This window comes from Janthinobacterium sp. C22, from assembly GCF_057919405.1.
The window spans coordinates 5,414,770-5,430,876 of record NZ_CP193659.1; the positions used below are offsets into that span (position 1 = coordinate 5,414,770).

The 16,107-nt window shown below is 62.8% G+C and carries 18 protein-coding genes; 10 read left to right on the forward strand and 8 right to left on the reverse strand.

Features of this window, described 5'->3' with window-relative positions; all coding sequences use genetic code 11:
* Positions 1-123: 123 nt before the first annotated feature.
* The 7 genes from ACRHIG_RS25320 (at position 124) to ACRHIG_RS25350 (ending at position 9,290) form a co-directional block, all read left to right on the forward strand.
* Positions 124-2,436, forward strand: coding sequence for an FdhF/YdeP family oxidoreductase (locus ACRHIG_RS25320; RefSeq protein WP_489628295.1), 2,313 nt, complete (start codon positions 124-126; stop codon positions 2,434-2,436).
* 13 nt (positions 2,437-2,449) lie between these two features.
* A complete protein-coding gene (locus ACRHIG_RS25325; RefSeq protein WP_489628296.1) occupies positions 2,450-3,829 on the forward strand; it encodes a cytochrome ubiquinol oxidase subunit I in 1,380 nt (459 codons plus the stop codon).
* A gap of 30 nt (positions 3,830-3,859) precedes the next feature.
* Entirely contained in the window at positions 3,860-4,840 is a 981-nt protein-coding gene (locus ACRHIG_RS25330) for a cytochrome d ubiquinol oxidase subunit II (RefSeq protein WP_489628297.1), read from the forward strand.
* Positions 4,841-4,853: 13 nt separating this feature from the next.
* Positions 4,854-5,774, forward strand: a complete 921-nt coding sequence (locus ACRHIG_RS25335) for a bestrophin family protein (protein WP_489628298.1) — start codon at positions 4,854-4,856, stop codon at positions 5,772-5,774.
* An 87-nt stretch (positions 5,775-5,861) separates the two neighbouring features.
* A complete protein-coding gene (gene fdhD, locus ACRHIG_RS25340) occupies positions 5,862-6,725 on the forward strand; it encodes a formate dehydrogenase accessory sulfurtransferase FdhD (protein WP_489628299.1) in 864 nt (287 codons plus the stop codon).
* Positions 6,726-6,774: 49 nt separating this feature from the next.
* On the forward strand, positions 6,775-8,268 hold the full coding sequence (locus tag ACRHIG_RS25345) for a metal-dependent hydrolase family protein (protein ID WP_489628300.1): 1,494 nt from the start codon (positions 6,775-6,777) through the stop codon (positions 8,266-8,268).
* Between the two features lie 47 nt (positions 8,269-8,315).
* The gene (locus ACRHIG_RS25350; RefSeq protein ID WP_489628301.1) at positions 8,316-9,290 is read left to right on the forward strand and encodes a ribonuclease Z; all 975 of its coding nucleotides are present in this window, start codon (positions 8,316-8,318) and stop codon (positions 9,288-9,290) included.
* On the opposite strand, the gene ACRHIG_RS25355 is transcribed toward ACRHIG_RS25350, so the two are convergent.
* The gene (locus ACRHIG_RS25355) at positions 9,277-9,933 is read right to left on the reverse strand and encodes a tetratricopeptide repeat protein (RefSeq protein ID WP_489628302.1); all 657 of its coding nucleotides are present in this window, start codon (positions 9,931-9,933) and stop codon (positions 9,277-9,279) included. The genes ACRHIG_RS25350 and ACRHIG_RS25355 overlap by 14 nt on opposite strands.
* Here ACRHIG_RS25355 and ACRHIG_RS25360 point away from each other — a divergent pair.
* Together ACRHIG_RS25360 and ACRHIG_RS25365 are read left to right on the forward strand one after the other, a co-directional pair.
* Positions 9,927-10,745, forward strand: coding sequence for an XAC2610-related protein (locus ACRHIG_RS25360; protein ID WP_489628303.1), 819 nt, complete (start codon positions 9,927-9,929; stop codon positions 10,743-10,745). The genes ACRHIG_RS25355 and ACRHIG_RS25360 overlap by 7 nt on opposite strands.
* Positions 10,746-10,788: 43 nt before the next feature.
* Positions 10,789-11,259 carry a GNAT family N-acetyltransferase gene (locus ACRHIG_RS25365; RefSeq protein WP_489628304.1) on the forward strand — a complete coding sequence of 157 codons (471 nt, stop codon included), beginning with the start codon at positions 10,789-10,791 and terminating at the stop codon, positions 11,257-11,259.
* Between the two features lie 3 nt (positions 11,260-11,262).
* Here ACRHIG_RS25365 and ACRHIG_RS25370 read toward each other — a convergent pair whose 3' ends face one another.
* Positions 11,263-11,880, reverse strand: coding sequence for a TetR/AcrR family transcriptional regulator (locus tag ACRHIG_RS25370; protein WP_489628305.1), 618 nt, complete (start codon positions 11,878-11,880; stop codon positions 11,263-11,265).
* A gap of 255 nt (positions 11,881-12,135) precedes the next feature.
* On the opposite strand from ACRHIG_RS25370, the gene ACRHIG_RS25375 reads away from it, so the two are divergent.
* Complete coding sequence (locus ACRHIG_RS25375; RefSeq protein WP_489630874.1) at positions 12,136-13,281, forward strand: MFS transporter; 1,146 nt, start codon at positions 12,136-12,138, stop codon at positions 13,279-13,281.
* Between the two features lie 7 nt (positions 13,282-13,288).
* Here ACRHIG_RS25375 and ACRHIG_RS25380 read toward each other — a convergent pair whose 3' ends face one another.
* From ACRHIG_RS25380 to ACRHIG_RS25405, 6 genes are all read right to left on the reverse strand, one after another.
* On the reverse strand, positions 13,289-13,783 hold the full coding sequence (locus tag ACRHIG_RS25380; RefSeq protein ID WP_489628306.1) for a prolyl-tRNA synthetase associated domain-containing protein: 495 nt from the start codon (positions 13,781-13,783) through the stop codon (positions 13,289-13,291).
* Positions 13,784-13,842: 59 nt separating this feature from the next.
* A complete protein-coding gene (locus ACRHIG_RS25385) occupies positions 13,843-14,040 on the reverse strand; it encodes a DUF3079 domain-containing protein (protein ID WP_230517605.1) in 198 nt (65 codons plus the stop codon).
* Between the two features lie 159 nt (positions 14,041-14,199).
* Positions 14,200-14,508: a hypothetical protein gene (locus ACRHIG_RS25390; protein WP_489628307.1), complete on the reverse strand. Its 309-nt coding sequence runs from the start codon at positions 14,506-14,508 to the stop codon at positions 14,200-14,202.
* Positions 14,509-14,517: 9 nt separating this feature from the next.
* The gene (locus ACRHIG_RS25395; protein ID WP_489628308.1) at positions 14,518-15,081 is read right to left on the reverse strand and encodes a hypothetical protein; all 564 of its coding nucleotides are present in this window, start codon (positions 15,079-15,081) and stop codon (positions 14,518-14,520) included.
* A gap of 104 nt (positions 15,082-15,185) precedes the next feature.
* A complete protein-coding gene (locus tag ACRHIG_RS25400) occupies positions 15,186-15,629 on the reverse strand; it encodes a hypothetical protein (RefSeq protein WP_489628309.1) in 444 nt (147 codons plus the stop codon).
* 30 nt (positions 15,630-15,659) lie between these two features.
* Positions 15,660-16,067: a GNAT family N-acetyltransferase gene (locus tag ACRHIG_RS25405; RefSeq protein ID WP_489628310.1), complete on the reverse strand. Its 408-nt coding sequence runs from the start codon at positions 16,065-16,067 to the stop codon at positions 15,660-15,662.
* Positions 16,068-16,107: the final 40 nt, after the last annotated feature.

Sequence of the window (16,107 nt, forward strand, 5' to 3'; positions counted from 1 at the left end):
CGCGACCGGCATCGTCGTCTTGCCATCTGTACTCTGTTTTTTTGTCCGGAACTGTGCGCCTACGGGGCAGTCCGCCGCCCCTACCATGTGATTGTCCCATCGCATATCACCAGGAGAGTCATCATGAGCAAGCCAAAGTCCGACGCGCGCATCGCGCCCTACACCCATGCCGCGGCCGGTTGGGGTGCCCTCAAGTATGTGGCCATCAACCTGTTCAAGGAAAAAGTCAGCGCGGGCAATTACCGCTCGCTGTTCGAGCAAAACCAGCCCGACGGCTTCGACTGTCCCGGCTGCGCCTGGCCCGACCGCGAACACGCGTCGACCTTCGAATTCTGCGAAAACGGCGTCAAGGCCGTGGCGGCCGAATCGACGAGCAAGCGCGTGCGCCCTGAGTTTTTCCAGGAACACACGGTCACGGAATTGATGGAACAGTCGGACTATGATCTGGAACAACATGGCCGCTTGACGGACCCCATGGTGTACGACGCCGCCAGCGACAAATACCAGGCCATTTCCTGGGACGACGCCTTCGCCCTCGTGGCGCACCATTTGCACGCGCTGGACGACCCGAACCAGGCCGCCTTCTACACGTCGGGCCGCGCCAGCAACGAGGCGGCTTTCCTGTACCAGCTGTTCGTGCGCGCCTACGGCACGAATAACTTCCCCGATTGCTCCAACCTGTGCCACGAAGCGACGAGCCGCGGCTTGCCGGAAACCGTCGGCATCGGCAAGGGCACGGTGCTGCTGGACGACTTCGAGCATGCGGACACCCTGCTGCTGTTCGGCCAGAACCCGGCCACCAACCACCCGCGCATGCTGGGCGAATTGCGCGAAGCGTCGCGCCGCGGCGCCACCATCGTTTCCATCAACCCGCTGCACGAACGGGGCCTGGAACGCTTCACCAGCCCCCAGCATCCGCTGGAAATGCTGACGGGCGGCAGCACGAACATCTGCTCGCTGTTCATCTGCCCGACATTGGGCGGCGACTTCGCGCTGATCAAGGCCATGGCCAAGCGCGTCGTCGAGCTCGATGACGACGCCATCGCCCACGGCCAGGAGCGCGTGCTCGACTGCGATTTCATCGCCGAACACACGAGCGGCTTCGACGCCTTCGCGGCCGACCTGCGCGCGGAAAGCTGGGACTTGCTGCTGGCCGAATCGGGCGTGGCGCGCGACAAGATCGAAGAGTTGACGCAGATCTATGTCAAGGGCAAGGCCGTCATCGCCACCTGGGGCATGGGCGTGACGCAGCACAAGAATTCGCTGGCCACCGTGCAGATCCTGTCGAACTTGATGATGATGCGCGGCAATATCGGCAAGCGCGGCGCGGGACTGTGCCCCGTGCGCGGCCACTCGAACGTGCAGGGCGACCGTACCATGGGCATCGAGGAACAGCCGACCAAGGAATTCCTCGACCGCCTGGGCCTGGTCTTCGGTTTTGAACCGCCGCGCCACCACGGCTATGACGCCGTCGGCACCATCGAGGCCATGCTGGAGAAAAAGGTCAAAGTATTCGTCGCCCTGGGCGGCAATTTCTCGATGGCCACGCCGGACACGCCGCGCACCTGGGACGCGCTCCGGTCGTGCGACCTGACGGTGCACATCGCCACCAAGCTCAACCGCAGCCATCTGGTGCACGGCAAGGATGCGCTGATCCTGCCCACCCTGGGCCGCACGGAAATCGACGTGCAGCAAGGCGTGGCGCAAGGCGTGACGGTGGAAGACTCGATGAGCATGGTGCACATCTCGTTCGGAATGAACCAGCCCGCCTCGCCCAATCTGCGCTCGGAAATCGCCATCGTGGCCGGCATGGCGCAGGCGACCGTGGGCAGCGAGAAGATCGACTGGCTGCGCTATTCCGGCAACTATGCGCTGTTGCGCGATTCCATCGAGCAAGTATTCGACGACTTTTTCGACTACAACTTGCGTGTGGCCAAACCGGGCGGTTTCCACCTGGAAATTGCCTCGCGCGAACGGGTGTGGAAGACGGACAGCGGCAAGGCGCAATTCCTCGTCAACGCCATCGAGCTGGACACACCGATCCACCGCGCGCGCCAGCAGTACGGCAAGCGCCTGATGGTGCTGATGACCACGCGTTCGCACGACCAGTACAACACGACGATCTACGCCATGGACGACCGCTACCGCGGCGTGTTCGGCCAGCGCCGCGTCGTCTTCATCAGCAAGGACGACCTGTCCATGCTGGGCTTTGCGGCCGGCGACTGGGTCGACCTGATCGGCGTGTGGCATGACGGCATCGAACGCCGCGCCGACCGCTTCCTGCTGGTCGAGTACGACATTCCGCGCGGCTGCATCGGTGCCTACTACCCGGAAACCAATCCGCTGGTGCCGCTGGGCAGCGTGGGCCACGGTTCGCGCACGCCGACCTTCAAATCCATCCCCGTGCTGCTGTCGCCTTCAGCCGCCCTCAGTTGATCAGGAGAACGCCATGTTCGGTTTCGATACCCTGGACCTGTCGCGCGCGCAATTTGCGATGACGGCCATCTTCCACATCCTGTGGCCCATATTGACGATCAGCCTGTCGCTGTTCCTGTTCGTCGTCGAGGCGCTGTGGCTGCGCACCAGCGACCCCGTCTACTACCGCCACGCGCGCTTCTGGAGCAAGTTGCTGGTACTGAACTTTGCCGTCGGCGTCGTCAGCGGGATTCCCCTGGAATTCCAGTTCGGCACCAACTGGGCGCCGTTCTCGCACCATTCGGGCCAGTTCATCGGCAACATCCTCGGTTTCGAGGGCGCCATGGCCTTCATGCTGGAAGCGGGTTTCATCGGCGTCATGATGTTCGGCTGGGGCCGCGTACCGAAGGGCGTGCACCTGTTTGCCACCGGCATGGTGGCGCTCGGTTCCAGCATTTCCTCGTTCTGGATCATGGTCGCCAATTCCTGGATGCAGACGCCGGCCGGCGTGCGCGTGCTTGATGGCAAGATCATCGTCACCGATTACGTGGCCGCCATCTTCAATCCCGACATGGCCTGGGCCGTGGGCCACATGTGGGTAGCCGCCGTGGAAACGGGCTTGATCGTCATCGCCGGCATTTCCGCCTGGTATATGTTCAAGCGCCGCGAACCGGCCTTCTTCGCCCGCTCGTTCAAGCTGGCGCTGATGCTGTTGCTGGTCATTGCACCGTTGCAAGTGTGGCTGGGCGACTCGAGCGGCGTCGACGTCTTCAAGACCCAGCCCGCCAAGGGCGCGGCCATCGAAGGCCACTGGCACACGAATCGCGATGGCGAAGGTGCCGCCTGGTCCTTGCTGGCCTGGCCCAACCAGACCGAGCAGAAGAACGACTGGTCGCTGGAAGTGCCCGGCATGCTCAGCGTGATCGCCACGCATAGCGCCACGGGCAAGATCACGGGCCTGGCCGACATCGCCCGCGCAGACCAGCCGCCCATGCTGCCGCTGCTGTACTACGCGTTCCGTGCCATGGCCGGCATCGGCATGTGGTTCGTGCTGCTGGCGTTCTGGACCTTCGTCGCCTGGCGCAAGGTGGGCGGCCGGGTGCAGGAGTTCGTGCGCAACCGCAAGCTGCTGCTGGCCTGGGTGCTGACGATACCGCTGCCCTACATCGCCGTCGAGTGCGGCTGGATCGTGCGCGAGGTGGGACGCCAGCCATGGGTCGTGTACGGCTTGCTGCGCACGCGCGACGCCGTTTCCGACGTGGCGGCCCATGCCGTGGCCGGCAGCATGCTGATGTTCTGCGTGTTTTACATCGTGCTGTTCCTCACTTTCTTCGTGTTCGCCAGGAAATGGCTGCAACAAGGCCCGGACGTGGCGCTGCCCCTGCCCGATGCCGTACATGCCACGGGGTATTGAAATGCGCCCCCATCAATCAAGGAGTTTGTAATGGATATCAATTCGCATGCCATGCTAGGCAACGCCTGGTTCGGCCTGATCGGCCTGATGCTGGTGTTTTACGTGGTCACGGACGGCTTCGACCTGGGCGTGGGCATCCTCAGCCTGTTCACCCGCCGCGAGCAGGAACGCAACCTGATCTTCCAGTCGATCGAGCACGTGTGGGACGCCAATGAAACCTGGCTGGTGGTGGTGGGCGGCGCCCTGTTCGGCGCCTTTCCCAGCGCCTACGCCACCCTGCTGGAAGGGCTGTACATCCCCATCATGCTGCTGATCGCCAGCCTGATCATGCGCGGCGCGTCAATCGAGTTCCGCCATGCGGCCGGCAACAAGCGCCTGTGGGACGTGATCTTCGGCGTGGGCAGCCTGCTGGCCGCCGTGGCGCAGGGCGTGGTGCTGGGCGAGGTCATCACGGGCTTGCAGCCGGGCCCGCTGAGTGCGGTCTTCACGGCCTGCACGGCGCTGGGCGTGGTGGCCGGCTATTGCCTGCTGGGCAGCACCTACCTGATCAAGAAGACGGGCGGCCAGCTGGAAGCGGCGGCGCGCCGCTACGCGACCACCAGCGTGCTGGCGACGGTCGCGGCCGCCATCGTGCTGTCTGCCGGCACCATGGTCTTCAGCGCCATCGGCCACGACCGCTGGGCGCAGCCGGGCGTGTTCGGCATGCTGCTGGCCCTGGCCGCCATCGCCGCCAGCGCTTTTATCTACATCCTGTGGGCCGTGCACGTGAACGGCGTGCGCGGACCGTTCCGCGGCGCCATCGTACTGTTTTTGGCCTCGTTCGCGGGCCTGGCCATCAGCTTCTTCCCGGACCTCGTGCCGGGCAAGCTGAGCATCGCGGCGGCCGCATCCGACGAGCCGACCCTGATCTTCATGCTGATCGGCATGGGTTCCATGCTGCCGATCATGGTCGGCTACAACCTGTTCCAATACTACGTTTTCGAGGGCAAAGTCGTGCCCCGCAAGCATTGATCGGCATCAGATCATGATCATTCGGCCTACCACCAACTGGTTCCGCATGCTGTTCGTCTGGAACGGCTCGGTGCTGCAAGCCATCATCCCGCAACTGCTGCTGATGCTGGTCGTCAGTTCGCTGGCCTTGCTGACGGACGGCCGCATCTTCGGCGTCAAGATTCCGCTCGATACGGCGCCGTTTCCCATGGTCGGCATCAGCCTGGCGATCTTCCTCGGCTTTCGCAACAACGCCAGCTATGCGCGCTTCGTCGAGGCGCGGCATATCTGGGGGCAATTGCTGATCGCCGCGCGGGCCCTCGCTTCGCAGGCGCTCACGTATCTGCCGCAGGAAACGAGCGGCCTGGACCACCAGTTACTGCTGCGCCGCCTGATCGCCTTCGTCTACGCGCTCAAGCACCAGCTGCGCCAGACGGACCCGCAAGAAGACCTGGCGCGCTACCTGCCGGCCACGGAAGTGCAGCAATTGCAGGGCGTCAACTTCAAGCCCGTCGCCTTGCTCCATTCGGTGCGCGCCATGCTGCACGAGGCCGTGCAGCGCCAGCCGGGCCAGATGCAGCTGCTGTGGATGCTCGACACCCAGCTCAACGACCTGGCCGCCACGGTGGCCGGCTGCGAGCGCATCAAGAACACGCCGATCCCGTATCCATACGGCGTGCTGGTGCACCGCACTGTCTACATGTACTGTTTTTTACTGCCGCTGGGCCTGGTGGACGCCATCGGCGTGGCCACGCCCCTCATTTCCGTCTTCGTTGCCTACACCCTGTTCGCGCTGGAAGCCATCGCGCAGCAGATCGCCGAACCATTCGGCCTGGCGCCCAATTGCCTGGCCCTCAACGCCATGACGCGCGAAACGGAACGCTCGCTGCTGGAATTGAACGGCGACCCGCTGCCGCCCTCGATACGGCCCTGCCCCCGCTATCAGATCGATTAACTGGAGGACACACAGCATGGAATGCGACATCACCACCATCGAACGCGACGGTTTCCTGGAAGTCCACATGGTGCGCCACCAGGGGGCGTGGCCACGGCGGGCCGCGACATGGTGGCCGAGGAATATCCCGTGGCCCTCGTCTACAACGGCATCGCCCACGCGGTGATGATGGCCACGCCGCGCGACCTCGAGGAATTCGCCGTCGGCTTTACCTTGACGGAGGGCATCGTCGGCAGCGTGCGCGACATCTACGACCTCGACGTGTGCTGCGGCGAAGACAGCGCGGAAGTGCGGCTGACCATCGCGCAGCCTGATTTGATCAAGCTCAAGGCCCGCCGCCGCGCGCTGACGGGGCGCACGGGCTGCGGCGTGTGCGGCATCGAAAGCCTGGCCCTGCTGGACCTGGTGCCGGAAAAGATTACGCGGCCCTTGCCGCCGCTGGTCGCCAGCAGCGCCATCCTCGGGCGCGCCGCGCGCGAACTGCTGCCCTACCAGGAGCTGATGCACAAGACGGGCGGCGTGCATGCGGCCGCCTGGTGCACGGCCGAGGGCGCGGTGGTAAAAGTGTTCGAGGACGTGGGCCGGCATAACGGCCTCGACAAATTGATCGGCTACCTGGCGCTGCACCGCATCGCCATGCACGACGGCTTTGTCTTCCTGTCGAGCCGCGCCAGCTATGAACTGGTGCGCAAGTCGGCGCGCATGCATATCGGGCTCGTCGCCACCATCTCGGCGCCCACCTCGCTGGCGATTCGCATCGCGCGCCAGGCCGGCATGCAGCTGGCCAGCTTTTGCCGCCGCGACGGCTTTGTCGACTACACGGCGGGCGAAGGGGAAATAGCGGCCAGCATGCACCGTGAACAGCCGATGCACCTTTTTTGCCATAAAACAAGTGCACGCTTGACTTGCCACCGCTGCGGGGCTTCAATGGTCATTGTTTTCACTTATTAACTTTGTCCGCGTGCCAGTCACGGCGCGGCAGCGATGAAAGGATGGTTCGATGGCCCTGGCACAAGAGCAGCATCTGGCGGATACCTGGCAGACGGGCGGCTTGAAGCCGCGCGCCTGCGACTGCGGCGGCACCGTCTTCACCATCCTGCACCAGCGGGTGATGGCGGACATGCGGCGCCGGCAATTTCTCGGCGGCACGGCCGCCATGTTGGCGCCCTTCATCGGCTTGTCCACCAGCAATGCCATTGCCCAGCAGCCGCAAGCATCCGACCGTCCCATATTGCTGACCAATCTGCGCCTGTTCGACGGCACGGGCAAGGCGCCCCGCTCCGGCATCCACGTGCTGGTGACGGGGGCGACGATTACCGCCCTGCTGCCGGCCGGCGAAAAAGTCGAGGGCGCGCAAGTGATCGATTGCCAGGGCAAGCTGGTGATGCCGGGCCTGATCGACGCCCACTGGCACACCATGCTGGCCGCCATCAACCAGGTGACGGCCATGACGTCCGATGTCGGCTATCTGTACCTGGTGGCGGCGCAGGAAGCGCGGCGCACCCTGCTGCGGGGGTTCACGTCCGTGCGCGATCCTGGCGGCCCCGCGTTTGCATTACAACGCGCCATCGATGAAGGCATCGTCGACGGTCCCCGCATCTTCCCATCCGGCGCCATGATTTCGCAAACCTCGGGCCACGGCGACTTCCGCATGCGTTCCGATATCCCGCGCGCAGCGAATGCGCCGCTGGGCATGGCGGAAACGGCGGGCATGGCCATGATCGCCGACGGCGAGGCGGAAGTGCTGCGCCGCGTGCGCGAACAGCTGATGCTGGGCGCGACGCAAATCAAGATGATGGCCGGTGGCGGCGTCGCGTCGATGTACGACCCGCTCGACAGCACGCAGTATTCGGAACGCGAACTGCGCGCCGGCGTGGAAGCGGCCGCCGACTGGGGCACGTATGTGATGACCCACGTCTACACGCCAAAAGGCATACAGCGTGCCATCCGCGCGGGCGTGCGCAGCATCGAGCACGGCCAGCTGGCGGACGACGAATCCGCGCGCATGATGCGCGACACGGGCACGTGGTGGAGCCTGCAGCCTTTCCTGCAAGATGAGGACGCGAATGTGTACCCGGATGCGGCGCGCAAGGCCAGCCAGGCCATCGTCTCGGAAGGCACGGTGAAGGCGTATGCGCTGGCGCAAAAGTACGGCATCAAAACGGGCTGGGGCACGGATATCCTGTTCAACGCGAAAAACACGCCGACCCAGGGCCGCCAGCTGGCCAAGCTCACGCGCTTTTACGATCCCCTGACCTTGCTGGCGCAGGCGACGGGGCAGAATGGACAATTGCTGGCCCTGTCCGGCCAGCGCGCACCCTACCCGGGCACCCTGGGCCGGCTGGCGGCAGGCGCCTTGGCCGACTTGCTGGTGGCCGAGGGCGACCCCACGAAAAACCTCGATTTCCTCGCGCATCCCGAGGAAAGCCTGTTCCTGATCATGAAGAACGGGCGCATCTACAAGGACAAATTGAGCGCGCCGCTGGCAGGCTGAGGCTACCGGCGTTGGCAAGCGGGCAAGGCTTGCCGCATAATGCGGGCATGTTCAAACTGACTTTTCTCGGCACGTCTTCCGGCGTGCCCACGCGCCACCGCAACGTCACCTCGCTGGCCCTGCAAACCACGCACAACCGCGACTGGTGGATGATCGATTGCGGCGAAGCCACGCAGCACCGGCTGCAGCGCCTGCCCTTGTCCGTGCACGACCTGGTAGGCATCTGCATCACCCACGTGCATGGCGACCATAGCTATGGCCTGCCGGGCCTGCTGGCCAGCGCCTCCATGACGGGGCGCAAGAAGCCATTGCTGCTGATCGCCCCGGCCGCCATCAAGGCATGGATCGACGCCACCCTGTTGCATACGGAACTGTTCCTGACGTATCCGCTGATCCACATCGACGTGGACAGCGCACCCGTCGTGCATGCAGCAGCGGGCTTGACCGTCTCGCGCCATGCGCTGTCGCACCGCGCACCGAGCGTCGGCTATCGTTTTGCGCTGGAAACGAGCAGGTGGAAACTGGACAAGGCCGCCCTGCAGGCGGCCGGCGTGCCGCCCGGCCCCGCATGGGGACTCTTGCAGGCGGGCCAGGATGCACTGCTCGACGATGGCACGATCTTGCACGCCGCCGCGTTCCGCCAGACGGAAACGCAGCGCGCCGCCGTGGTGATCGGCGGCGACAACGACACGCCAGCGTTGCTGACGGATGCCTGTGCCGATGCGCAACTGCTCGTGCATGAAGCCACCTACACGGAAGCCATGCTGCAAAAGGTGGGCCCCGGCCCCACGCACAGTTCCGTGCAGCGCGTGGCGCGGTTCGCCGAAGCCGTCCGCTTGCCGAACCTGATCCTCACCCACTTCAGCGCCCGCTATCACAATGCGGAAGGCATGGCCGAACTGGAAGCGGAAGCACGGCTGCATTACTCGGGTGAACTGTTCCTCGCGCGCGATTTCGACAGCTATGAACTCGATGCGGCGGGCTTGCTCGGCAAGCTGCCGGGGAAGTCTAGTGGGGATTGACGCCGTATTGCTCCGCATACTCGGCGGCCAGCGCGCGCGCCGCCTGCTGCTGTGACGGCGTGAGGATTTCCAGCAGCTGGTCGCGGTTCTTGATCGATTGCGCGCTGCCCGCCTCGGCCGGCATGGCGATCCACGCATATGCCTGCACGTAATCGAGGTCCACCCCCTGCCCTTGCGCGTACAGCAAGCCATATTCATTCTGTGCGGAAAGGGAACCGGCTTCGGCCGCCTGCTTGTACCAGAACGCTGCCTCGGCGTAGTCTTGCGGTACATCAATACCCTTGCGGTAGGCCTGCGCCAGGTTGAATTGCGACTGGCCATCGCCCGCCTCGGCCGCCTGGCGCCCGTAGGCCAGCGACTGCCGCATATCTTGCGCGACGCCATCGCCGCTCGCATACATCAGGGCCAGGTTGGCCAGCGACGGCGGAAAGCCCGCCTGCGCTGCCGCCGTGAACAATTCCACCGCTTTCGGCAAGTCTTGCGTCACGCCATGGCCCTGGTAATACAGGCTGGCCAATAAATGCTGGCCGGCCGGATCGCCGGTGCGCGCCGCGGCGTCGAATTGTTTAAAGGCCTCGGCGTAATGTCCATCGTTATAAGCGAGGATGCCCGCTTCATTCAAAGATTCGGGGGAAGATGTCATCAGCATTCCTTATCGGGGATTTTTTGGCATTGTACACAGCACTGTTCCGCACAGAATGCACAATAGAAACCGTGTGGCGCATTGCCCAAATCATGCGTTATGATCATTCTCCACCTGATGCAATCGGGGCATTGTGCCCGAAGAATAACGCCATGAAATTGATTGTTCTGCTCTTATCCCTGATTGCCACGTCGGCTTATGGCGGCACCTTGCACCTGGACAAAGCCGCGACAGGCAAAGTGCGGCAAGCGGCCGATATCCGCTATGTCAATCACGATGAAAAACAGACCTACCGGCTGAAAGCCGGCAAGCAGTGGCTCAATGGCAGTTGCAGCAGCAGTGGTACGGGCAATTTGCATGCGCTGCTGCTGGACATGAATTTCGACGGCCATGCCGACCTGTGGGTCACAGGTTATACGGATAGCCAGGGACGCATCCGCTGTTCCGATGTGTGGCTGTGGGATGCGCAAGCAAAACAATACAGTTTCAACAAAGCCTTATCCGCGATTCCAAATCTCGATATCAACATCGCCGAGCAAAGAATCGAAGGCGGCATCGCCAATTGCGGCTGCGCGGCGCAATGCTTTCATGAAGACAGCTATAAGTGGCGGGCAAATACATTAATCGCCATCGCCCGGCGCGCACAGGATTGCGAGCGCTACCGGGAATACCGCCTCAATGATAAAAATGACCTGATCATCGTCAAGGATGAAATCATCGATAGCGCCAATCCCGGCCAGCAAGCCATCGAACATACCAAAGTCGTTGACTGGCAGCGCCACGCGCACATTATGCGCAAACCGTGGGAGTAAATCCTTCACTACCATCCAACAATTCACAACAATTCACGCACACATGACGACACACCCCGCATCGATTACTTTTCATGCCGCCAGGGCGGAAGATACCCCGGCCTTCATCGCCTTGCGCGGCAAGACGCGGCAAAACGCCGTTTCCAAGGAACGCCTGGCGGAAGTGGGCATCACGGCCGACACCTGGGCCGACATGATGCGCTCGGGCAGCCTGCCCGGCCAGGTCTGCCATCACGACGGCCAACTGGCCGGCTACTGCTTTGGCGAGCGCGACACGGGCGAAATCATCGTCCTGGCGCTGCTGCCGGAATTCGAAGGCCTGGGCATCGGCAAGACCTTGCTGGAACTGGTGATGGCCGAGCTGCGCGCGCAGGGCCACCAGCGGCTGTTCCTCGGCTGCTCCAGCGACCCCGCTTCGCGCTCCTACGGCTTCTACCGCTACCTGGGCTGGACCGCGACGGGCGAGACGGACAAGTATGGCGACGACGTGCTGGAGTTTCGCTGGACGGCCTAGCGCCTAGCCAGGCACGCGGCTGGCATCCCACACGCGCAGGATCTGCGTAATGGCGGCGTCAAACACGGCGTAACCCACGCCGTCGCGGGCCTGGATAGACACGCCCGACAAAAAACTGTCGAAGACGGCCGCCAGCGCCGCAGCATCCGTACCCGCCGGCAACTCACCGCCGGCCATGCCCCGCTCGACGCAATGCACGAAACCGGCACGCGTGCGCGCGCGCGAAGCCGTCAGCGGGGCTGCCACGGCCGCATGTTCGGCCGTCGGCGCGCTCATGCAGCCGAGCGCCACCATGCAGCCGGGCGGGTGGCCCGGCTCGGACTGCATGCGGGCCGACTGGCGCAAGGCCAGCTCGATGGCTTCGCGCGGCGCCAGGCCATCGTCCCACAAACATTCCGTCACGCGCGCAAACGTGTCCAGATAGCATTGCGCCGCCTCGCGGAACAGCGCTTCCTTCGAGCCGAACGCCGCATAAAAGCTGGGCGCGGAAATGCCCCCGCCCAGGCTCGCCTTGAGCTGGCTCAAGGACGTCGATTCATACCCTTGCTGCCAGAATAAAAACATGGCCTGCTCGACGGCTGCCTGCCGGTCGAACGTGCGCGGCCGTCCCATTTGCGCCATCCACCGCTCCTTCTCGTCTATTCACCACCACTTACATACTACTCGATACAGAAGTCATTGACAACGCGGCGCACCATCACCTATATTTATACCGATCGATACATATGTATCGCCACGACGGCCGGGGGCACTCCCGCGCCTGGCCGCCCCGTCACATTTCCAAGGATAGCCGCTTTGAATCACGCCACGCTCACCACCGGAGCCAGCCCCGCGCTGGCCGACCGCCTCCCCGTTTCGGGTTTATTGGCCCTGGCCATGACGGGTTTTATCTGCATCGTCACGGAAACCTTGCCCGCCGGCTTGTTGCCGCAGATTAGTACGGGACTCGGCATCAGCGCCGCGCTGGCCGGGCAAATGGTCACGGCCTATGCGCTGGGCTCCCTGCTGGCGGCCATACCGCTGACCATCGCCACGCGCGGCTGGCGCCGCCGCAACGTGCTGCTGCTGACCATCATCGGCTTTCTCGTGTTCAATACCGTCACGGCGCTGTCCTCCCACTACTGGCTGACCCTGGCAGCCCGCTTCTTTGCCGGCATGGCGGCCGGGCTGGCGTGGAGCTTGCTGGCTGGCTACGCGCGGCGCATGGTGGCGCCCCACCAGCAAGGCCGCGCCCTGGCGCTGGCCATGGTGGGCGCGCCCGTCGCCCTGTCGCTGGGCGTGCCGCTGGGCACCTTGCTCGGTTCGCTCGTCGGCTGGCGCGCCGCGTTCTGGATCATTTCCGCGCTGACGTTGGTCCTGATCGGGTGGGTGCTGGCGAAAGTGCCGGACTACCCTGGCCAGCGTGCGCATGAGCGCCTGCCCCTGCGCCGCGTCTTCACGACGCCGGGCGTGCGCCCCGTGCTGGCCGTCGTCATCGCCTGGATGCTGGCGCACAACATTCTCTACACCTACATCGCCCCGTTCGTGGCGCCAGCCGGATTGACGGGGCGCATCGACCTGGTGCTGCTCGTCTTCGGCGCCGCGGCCATGGCCGGCATCTGGATCACGGGGAAATTGGTCGAGCGCCACCTGCGCGCCACCGTGCTGGCCAGCCTGGCGACCTTTGCCGCCACGGCCCTGGTGCTGGGCGTCGCATCGCACGTTCCTGCCGTCATCTATGTCGGCATGGCCGTCTGGGGCCTGAGCTTTGGCGGCGCAGCAACGCTGTTGCAGACGGCACTGGCCGACACGGCCGGCAGCGGCGCCGACGTGGCCTTGTCGATGAACGTGGTGGCGTGGAATGGCGCGATTGCGGCCGCAGGCGTGGTGGGCGGCGCCCTGCTGGAAACCTGGGGCGCGGACGCTTTCCCGTGGGCCATGGTGGCTTTGCTCATGCTGGCATTCGTGGTCGCCTGGTCGGCCCGCGCGCACGGTTTCCGGCCGGGACGGCGCAGCGGCGGCGCGCCCGTGGCCGGGCATTGAGATTGTCTTATTGCGTTGCCGGCACCGTCACGATGTGGGGCACGTGTCCCGTATGCGCGAGGAAACGGACCAGGGTGGCATGCGACAGCGCCACCGTGGCCGTATTGCGCAGCGGATGGGCTTGTATATGGTCAGCATCCCACACGGCCTGGTCCAGTATCAGCTCCACCGATTGCGCGCCGTCATGGATCAGCGCAAACAGGCTGACGGACCCGGGCGTGATGCCCAGATGCTGCAGCAGGCGCTCGGGCGAAGCCATGCTCAGCTTACTGGCCGGCAATAAGCGCCCCAGCGCCGCCAGGTCGATGCGCTTGTCGAAGGGCACGATGACGAGAAAATGCCGCCGGCCCTTGTCATCGCGCACGAACAGGTTTTTCACCATCAGGCCGGGCATGGCGGGCACGTGAATCAGCGCTTCATCAATGGTGTGCACGGCCGGGTGTTCGACCAAGGCGTAATCGCCGGCACTGCTTGCCAGCCAGCGGGACAGGATCTCTTGCATGGGTATTTCCTCAGCGCGAGTGCGATAGGAAATTGTAGCGGATCGGGCCGCTGTCACCGCTAAGGTTTTTTCTCCGCCTCTTCTTTATCGGCCGCCGCCAGCCCCCAGTCATTCCAGCCTTCGCCAAACAGCTCGACTGGATGCTGCGTGCGCTCGGAACCATTGCCGCAGCGCATGGCGTCCGGCGGACAATACTTGTCGCAGCCCCAGCAGATGCGTTCGGGGTTCTTGGGGTTCAGGGGAAAGGGCTTGGCCATGGGGGGCGATAGGGTCGGTGGAGGTCTCTTTGACGACTCTAGACCTGGCGCGGGGGAACGGTCAAACGAATTTCAGTGAGGAATTTGCTTAGGTCAAGTTTGCGAAGATTGCTGCGGCAGCAGCTTGCATCCTATGTTCACCCAAGAGACCAGCGAACGTCATTCCCTCTCATAACTACTTACCGCATCATTAGCATGACTCTTGATGACCTTCATTATTTTTCCATTGCCTTTATATTTCATTTCAAGAACTCTCAGCTGATTTTGCGCCACCTTGCAGTATTTATGTATGTTCTTGAGGAGATCATCCTGCTGCCGCTTAGGTAGCTCCCCATCAAATTCTCCCGCCAAGTGCTCACATGCTTCTGCGTTATAGATAAACCTGCTGACATCCTTAGGGAGTGGCTCGGCTGAAAAGGCAAAAGGAAGAACAAAGCAAATAGGCACTATCAGAAGAAATTTTCGCATGACTGTCCTTTAATAGCCATTATTGGACCAGTGTGGCCGGTCGCTTCCAGGCCCGCTGTATTTCTTTACCCCATATGTTGCAGCGACCGCAATAAGTTGCCTGTTCATGCCCGTCCTCGGCAAAGTGGCAATCCTAACCAGATTGCCGCTCGCATCTTTCACCTCAACCGTTCCGCTCCACAGCAAATCCATATCAATCGCCAGACCAGAATTGTGTTGCGAGCGCAGTGCGGGTTTGATGGGTAAATGATTAATCTGCAAGACAATCAACATTGCCTTTGCAGCCTTGACAGATGCGTCAATTTCACCGTGATCCCATTCGATATGCACACCCGCCATTTTCGGGATGTGTTGGGGATCAAGCTGTTTTCTTGCGATTCTCCACGCATAATGCATCAGGTAGGAGCGCTGCGGCGGTCTGTAGGTGGCATTGATTGCAACCCTGATCCCCGCCTCTTTCATTGCATATAGAAAATCTTCCACTGCCAAACGAAAATTTCCCGACAAATCCCTGGTGTTGGTGCTGCCTGGAAATTTTCGCCCCCATTTCTCACCACTGAGTTCGTCGTCCATCTCGCCTCCATCATCAAATGTCCTTAATTTAATGCAAACCTGGAGGGATGGTGTTGACAGAGAACAGGAGGCTTTGGCAGCAATATCAAGTGGCTATAGACGCCTTATCCCGCAGAAACAGATACTTCCAGCACGGTCCGCGCGTAGCAGGCACCACCGTCAGCCGCCTGCGCCTTCATCTCGTCCAGCGCATACACCATCGTCACCGTAGCGCCGGGCACGAACAGCTTGATGTCCTGCTTGCGGTGCGTGTAGATGCTCTCGTTGACTGTCGAGCCATCGGCCAGACGCAAAGTGAAGCTGTTGACTTGATCGCCGCGCCGGCTATCCTGGCCAGCGAAATACGTGCGCTCGATGCAGCCCGTCAACGTTTGCGTCTGGAGGCGGCCGGCTTTGATGCTTTCCCACCACTCGTCGGAGGCGAACAGGCCGTGCCTGCCTTTCAGGCCCATGTGGGGCCTGGAGCTGTCGAGGGTAAGAGCCTGGGTCTTGGCCACGCGAGCGGGGTCTTGTGCCAGGGCTTCGGCGAGGGTGTAGACGGGTCTCATAAAGGCACAAGCGTTCCTGGAAGCGCTCACTTAATGTTTGCGCCGAATGATAAAAGCATTCGCGGCAGGTTCAAAACCGAGCGTCGGATAGTAGGACATGACATCGGGAGCGGAAAGCAATATCAGGGACACTTCGTCGCCGATGACGGCCTGGGTGCGCTGGACAAGCGCTTTGCCGATACCCATGCCCTGGTATTGCTTGTCTACCGCCAGATCCGAGAGATAACAGCAATACGCATGGTCGGTCAGCGAGCGGGCAAGCCCCACCAGCTGGCCATCCACCCATGCCGACAGTACCAGGCAAGGCACAGCAAACATGCGCGCGATTCGCGGGAGGTTGCTGGTGGGCCGCTTGATGCCGGACTGATCGAAGACGCGAACAACGTCCAGCGGATCAAGGGGAAAGTTATGACGATATTCGACAGTGGTGTTTTTCATTGGTTCACGGATGTAAAGAGATGGCGCATGGGAAACCTCT

Coding starts and splice junctions, on each gene's coding strand:
- ACRHIG_RS25320 (WP_489628295.1), top strand. CDS start 124: ATGAGCAAGCCAAAGTCCGACGCGCGCATCGCGCCCTACACCCATGCC.
- ACRHIG_RS25325 (WP_489628296.1), top strand. CDS start 2,450: ATGTTCGGTTTCGATACCCTGGACCTGTCGCGCGCGCAATTTGCGATG.
- ACRHIG_RS25330 (WP_489628297.1), top strand. CDS start 3,860: ATGGATATCAATTCGCATGCCATGCTAGGCAACGCCTGGTTCGGCCTG.
- ACRHIG_RS25335 (WP_489628298.1), top strand. CDS start 4,854: ATGATCATTCGGCCTACCACCAACTGGTTCCGCATGCTGTTCGTCTGG.
- ACRHIG_RS25345 (WP_489628300.1), top strand. CDS start 6,775: ATGGCCCTGGCACAAGAGCAGCATCTGGCGGATACCTGGCAGACGGGC.
- ACRHIG_RS25350 (WP_489628301.1), top strand. CDS start 8,316: ATGTTCAAACTGACTTTTCTCGGCACGTCTTCCGGCGTGCCCACGCGC.
- ACRHIG_RS25360 (WP_489628303.1), top strand. CDS start 9,927: ATGTCATCAGCATTCCTTATCGGGGATTTTTTGGCATTGTACACAGCA.
- ACRHIG_RS25355 (WP_489628302.1), bottom strand. CDS start 9,933: ATGACATCTTCCCCCGAATCTTTGAATGAAGCGGGCATCCTCGCTTAT.
- ACRHIG_RS25365 (WP_489628304.1), top strand. CDS start 10,789: ATGACGACACACCCCGCATCGATTACTTTTCATGCCGCCAGGGCGGAA.
- ACRHIG_RS25370 (WP_489628305.1), bottom strand. CDS start 11,880: ATGGCGCAAATGGGACGGCCGCGCACGTTCGACCGGCAGGCAGCCGTC.
- ACRHIG_RS25375 (WP_489630874.1), top strand. CDS start 12,136: ATGACGGGTTTTATCTGCATCGTCACGGAAACCTTGCCCGCCGGCTTG.
- ACRHIG_RS25380 (WP_489628306.1), bottom strand. CDS start 13,783: ATGCAAGAGATCCTGTCCCGCTGGCTGGCAAGCAGTGCCGGCGATTAC.
- ACRHIG_RS25385 (WP_230517605.1), bottom strand. CDS start 14,040: ATGGCCAAGCCCTTTCCCCTGAACCCCAAGAACCCCGAACGCATCTGC.
- ACRHIG_RS25390 (WP_489628307.1), bottom strand. CDS start 14,508: ATGCGAAAATTTCTTCTGATAGTGCCTATTTGCTTTGTTCTTCCTTTT.
- ACRHIG_RS25395 (WP_489628308.1), bottom strand. CDS start 15,081: ATGGACGACGAACTCAGTGGTGAGAAATGGGGGCGAAAATTTCCAGGC.
- ACRHIG_RS25400 (WP_489628309.1), bottom strand. CDS start 15,629: ATGAGACCCGTCTACACCCTCGCCGAAGCCCTGGCACAAGACCCCGCT.
- ACRHIG_RS25405 (WP_489628310.1), bottom strand. CDS start 16,067: ATGAAAAACACCACTGTCGAATATCGTCATAACTTTCCCCTTGATCCG.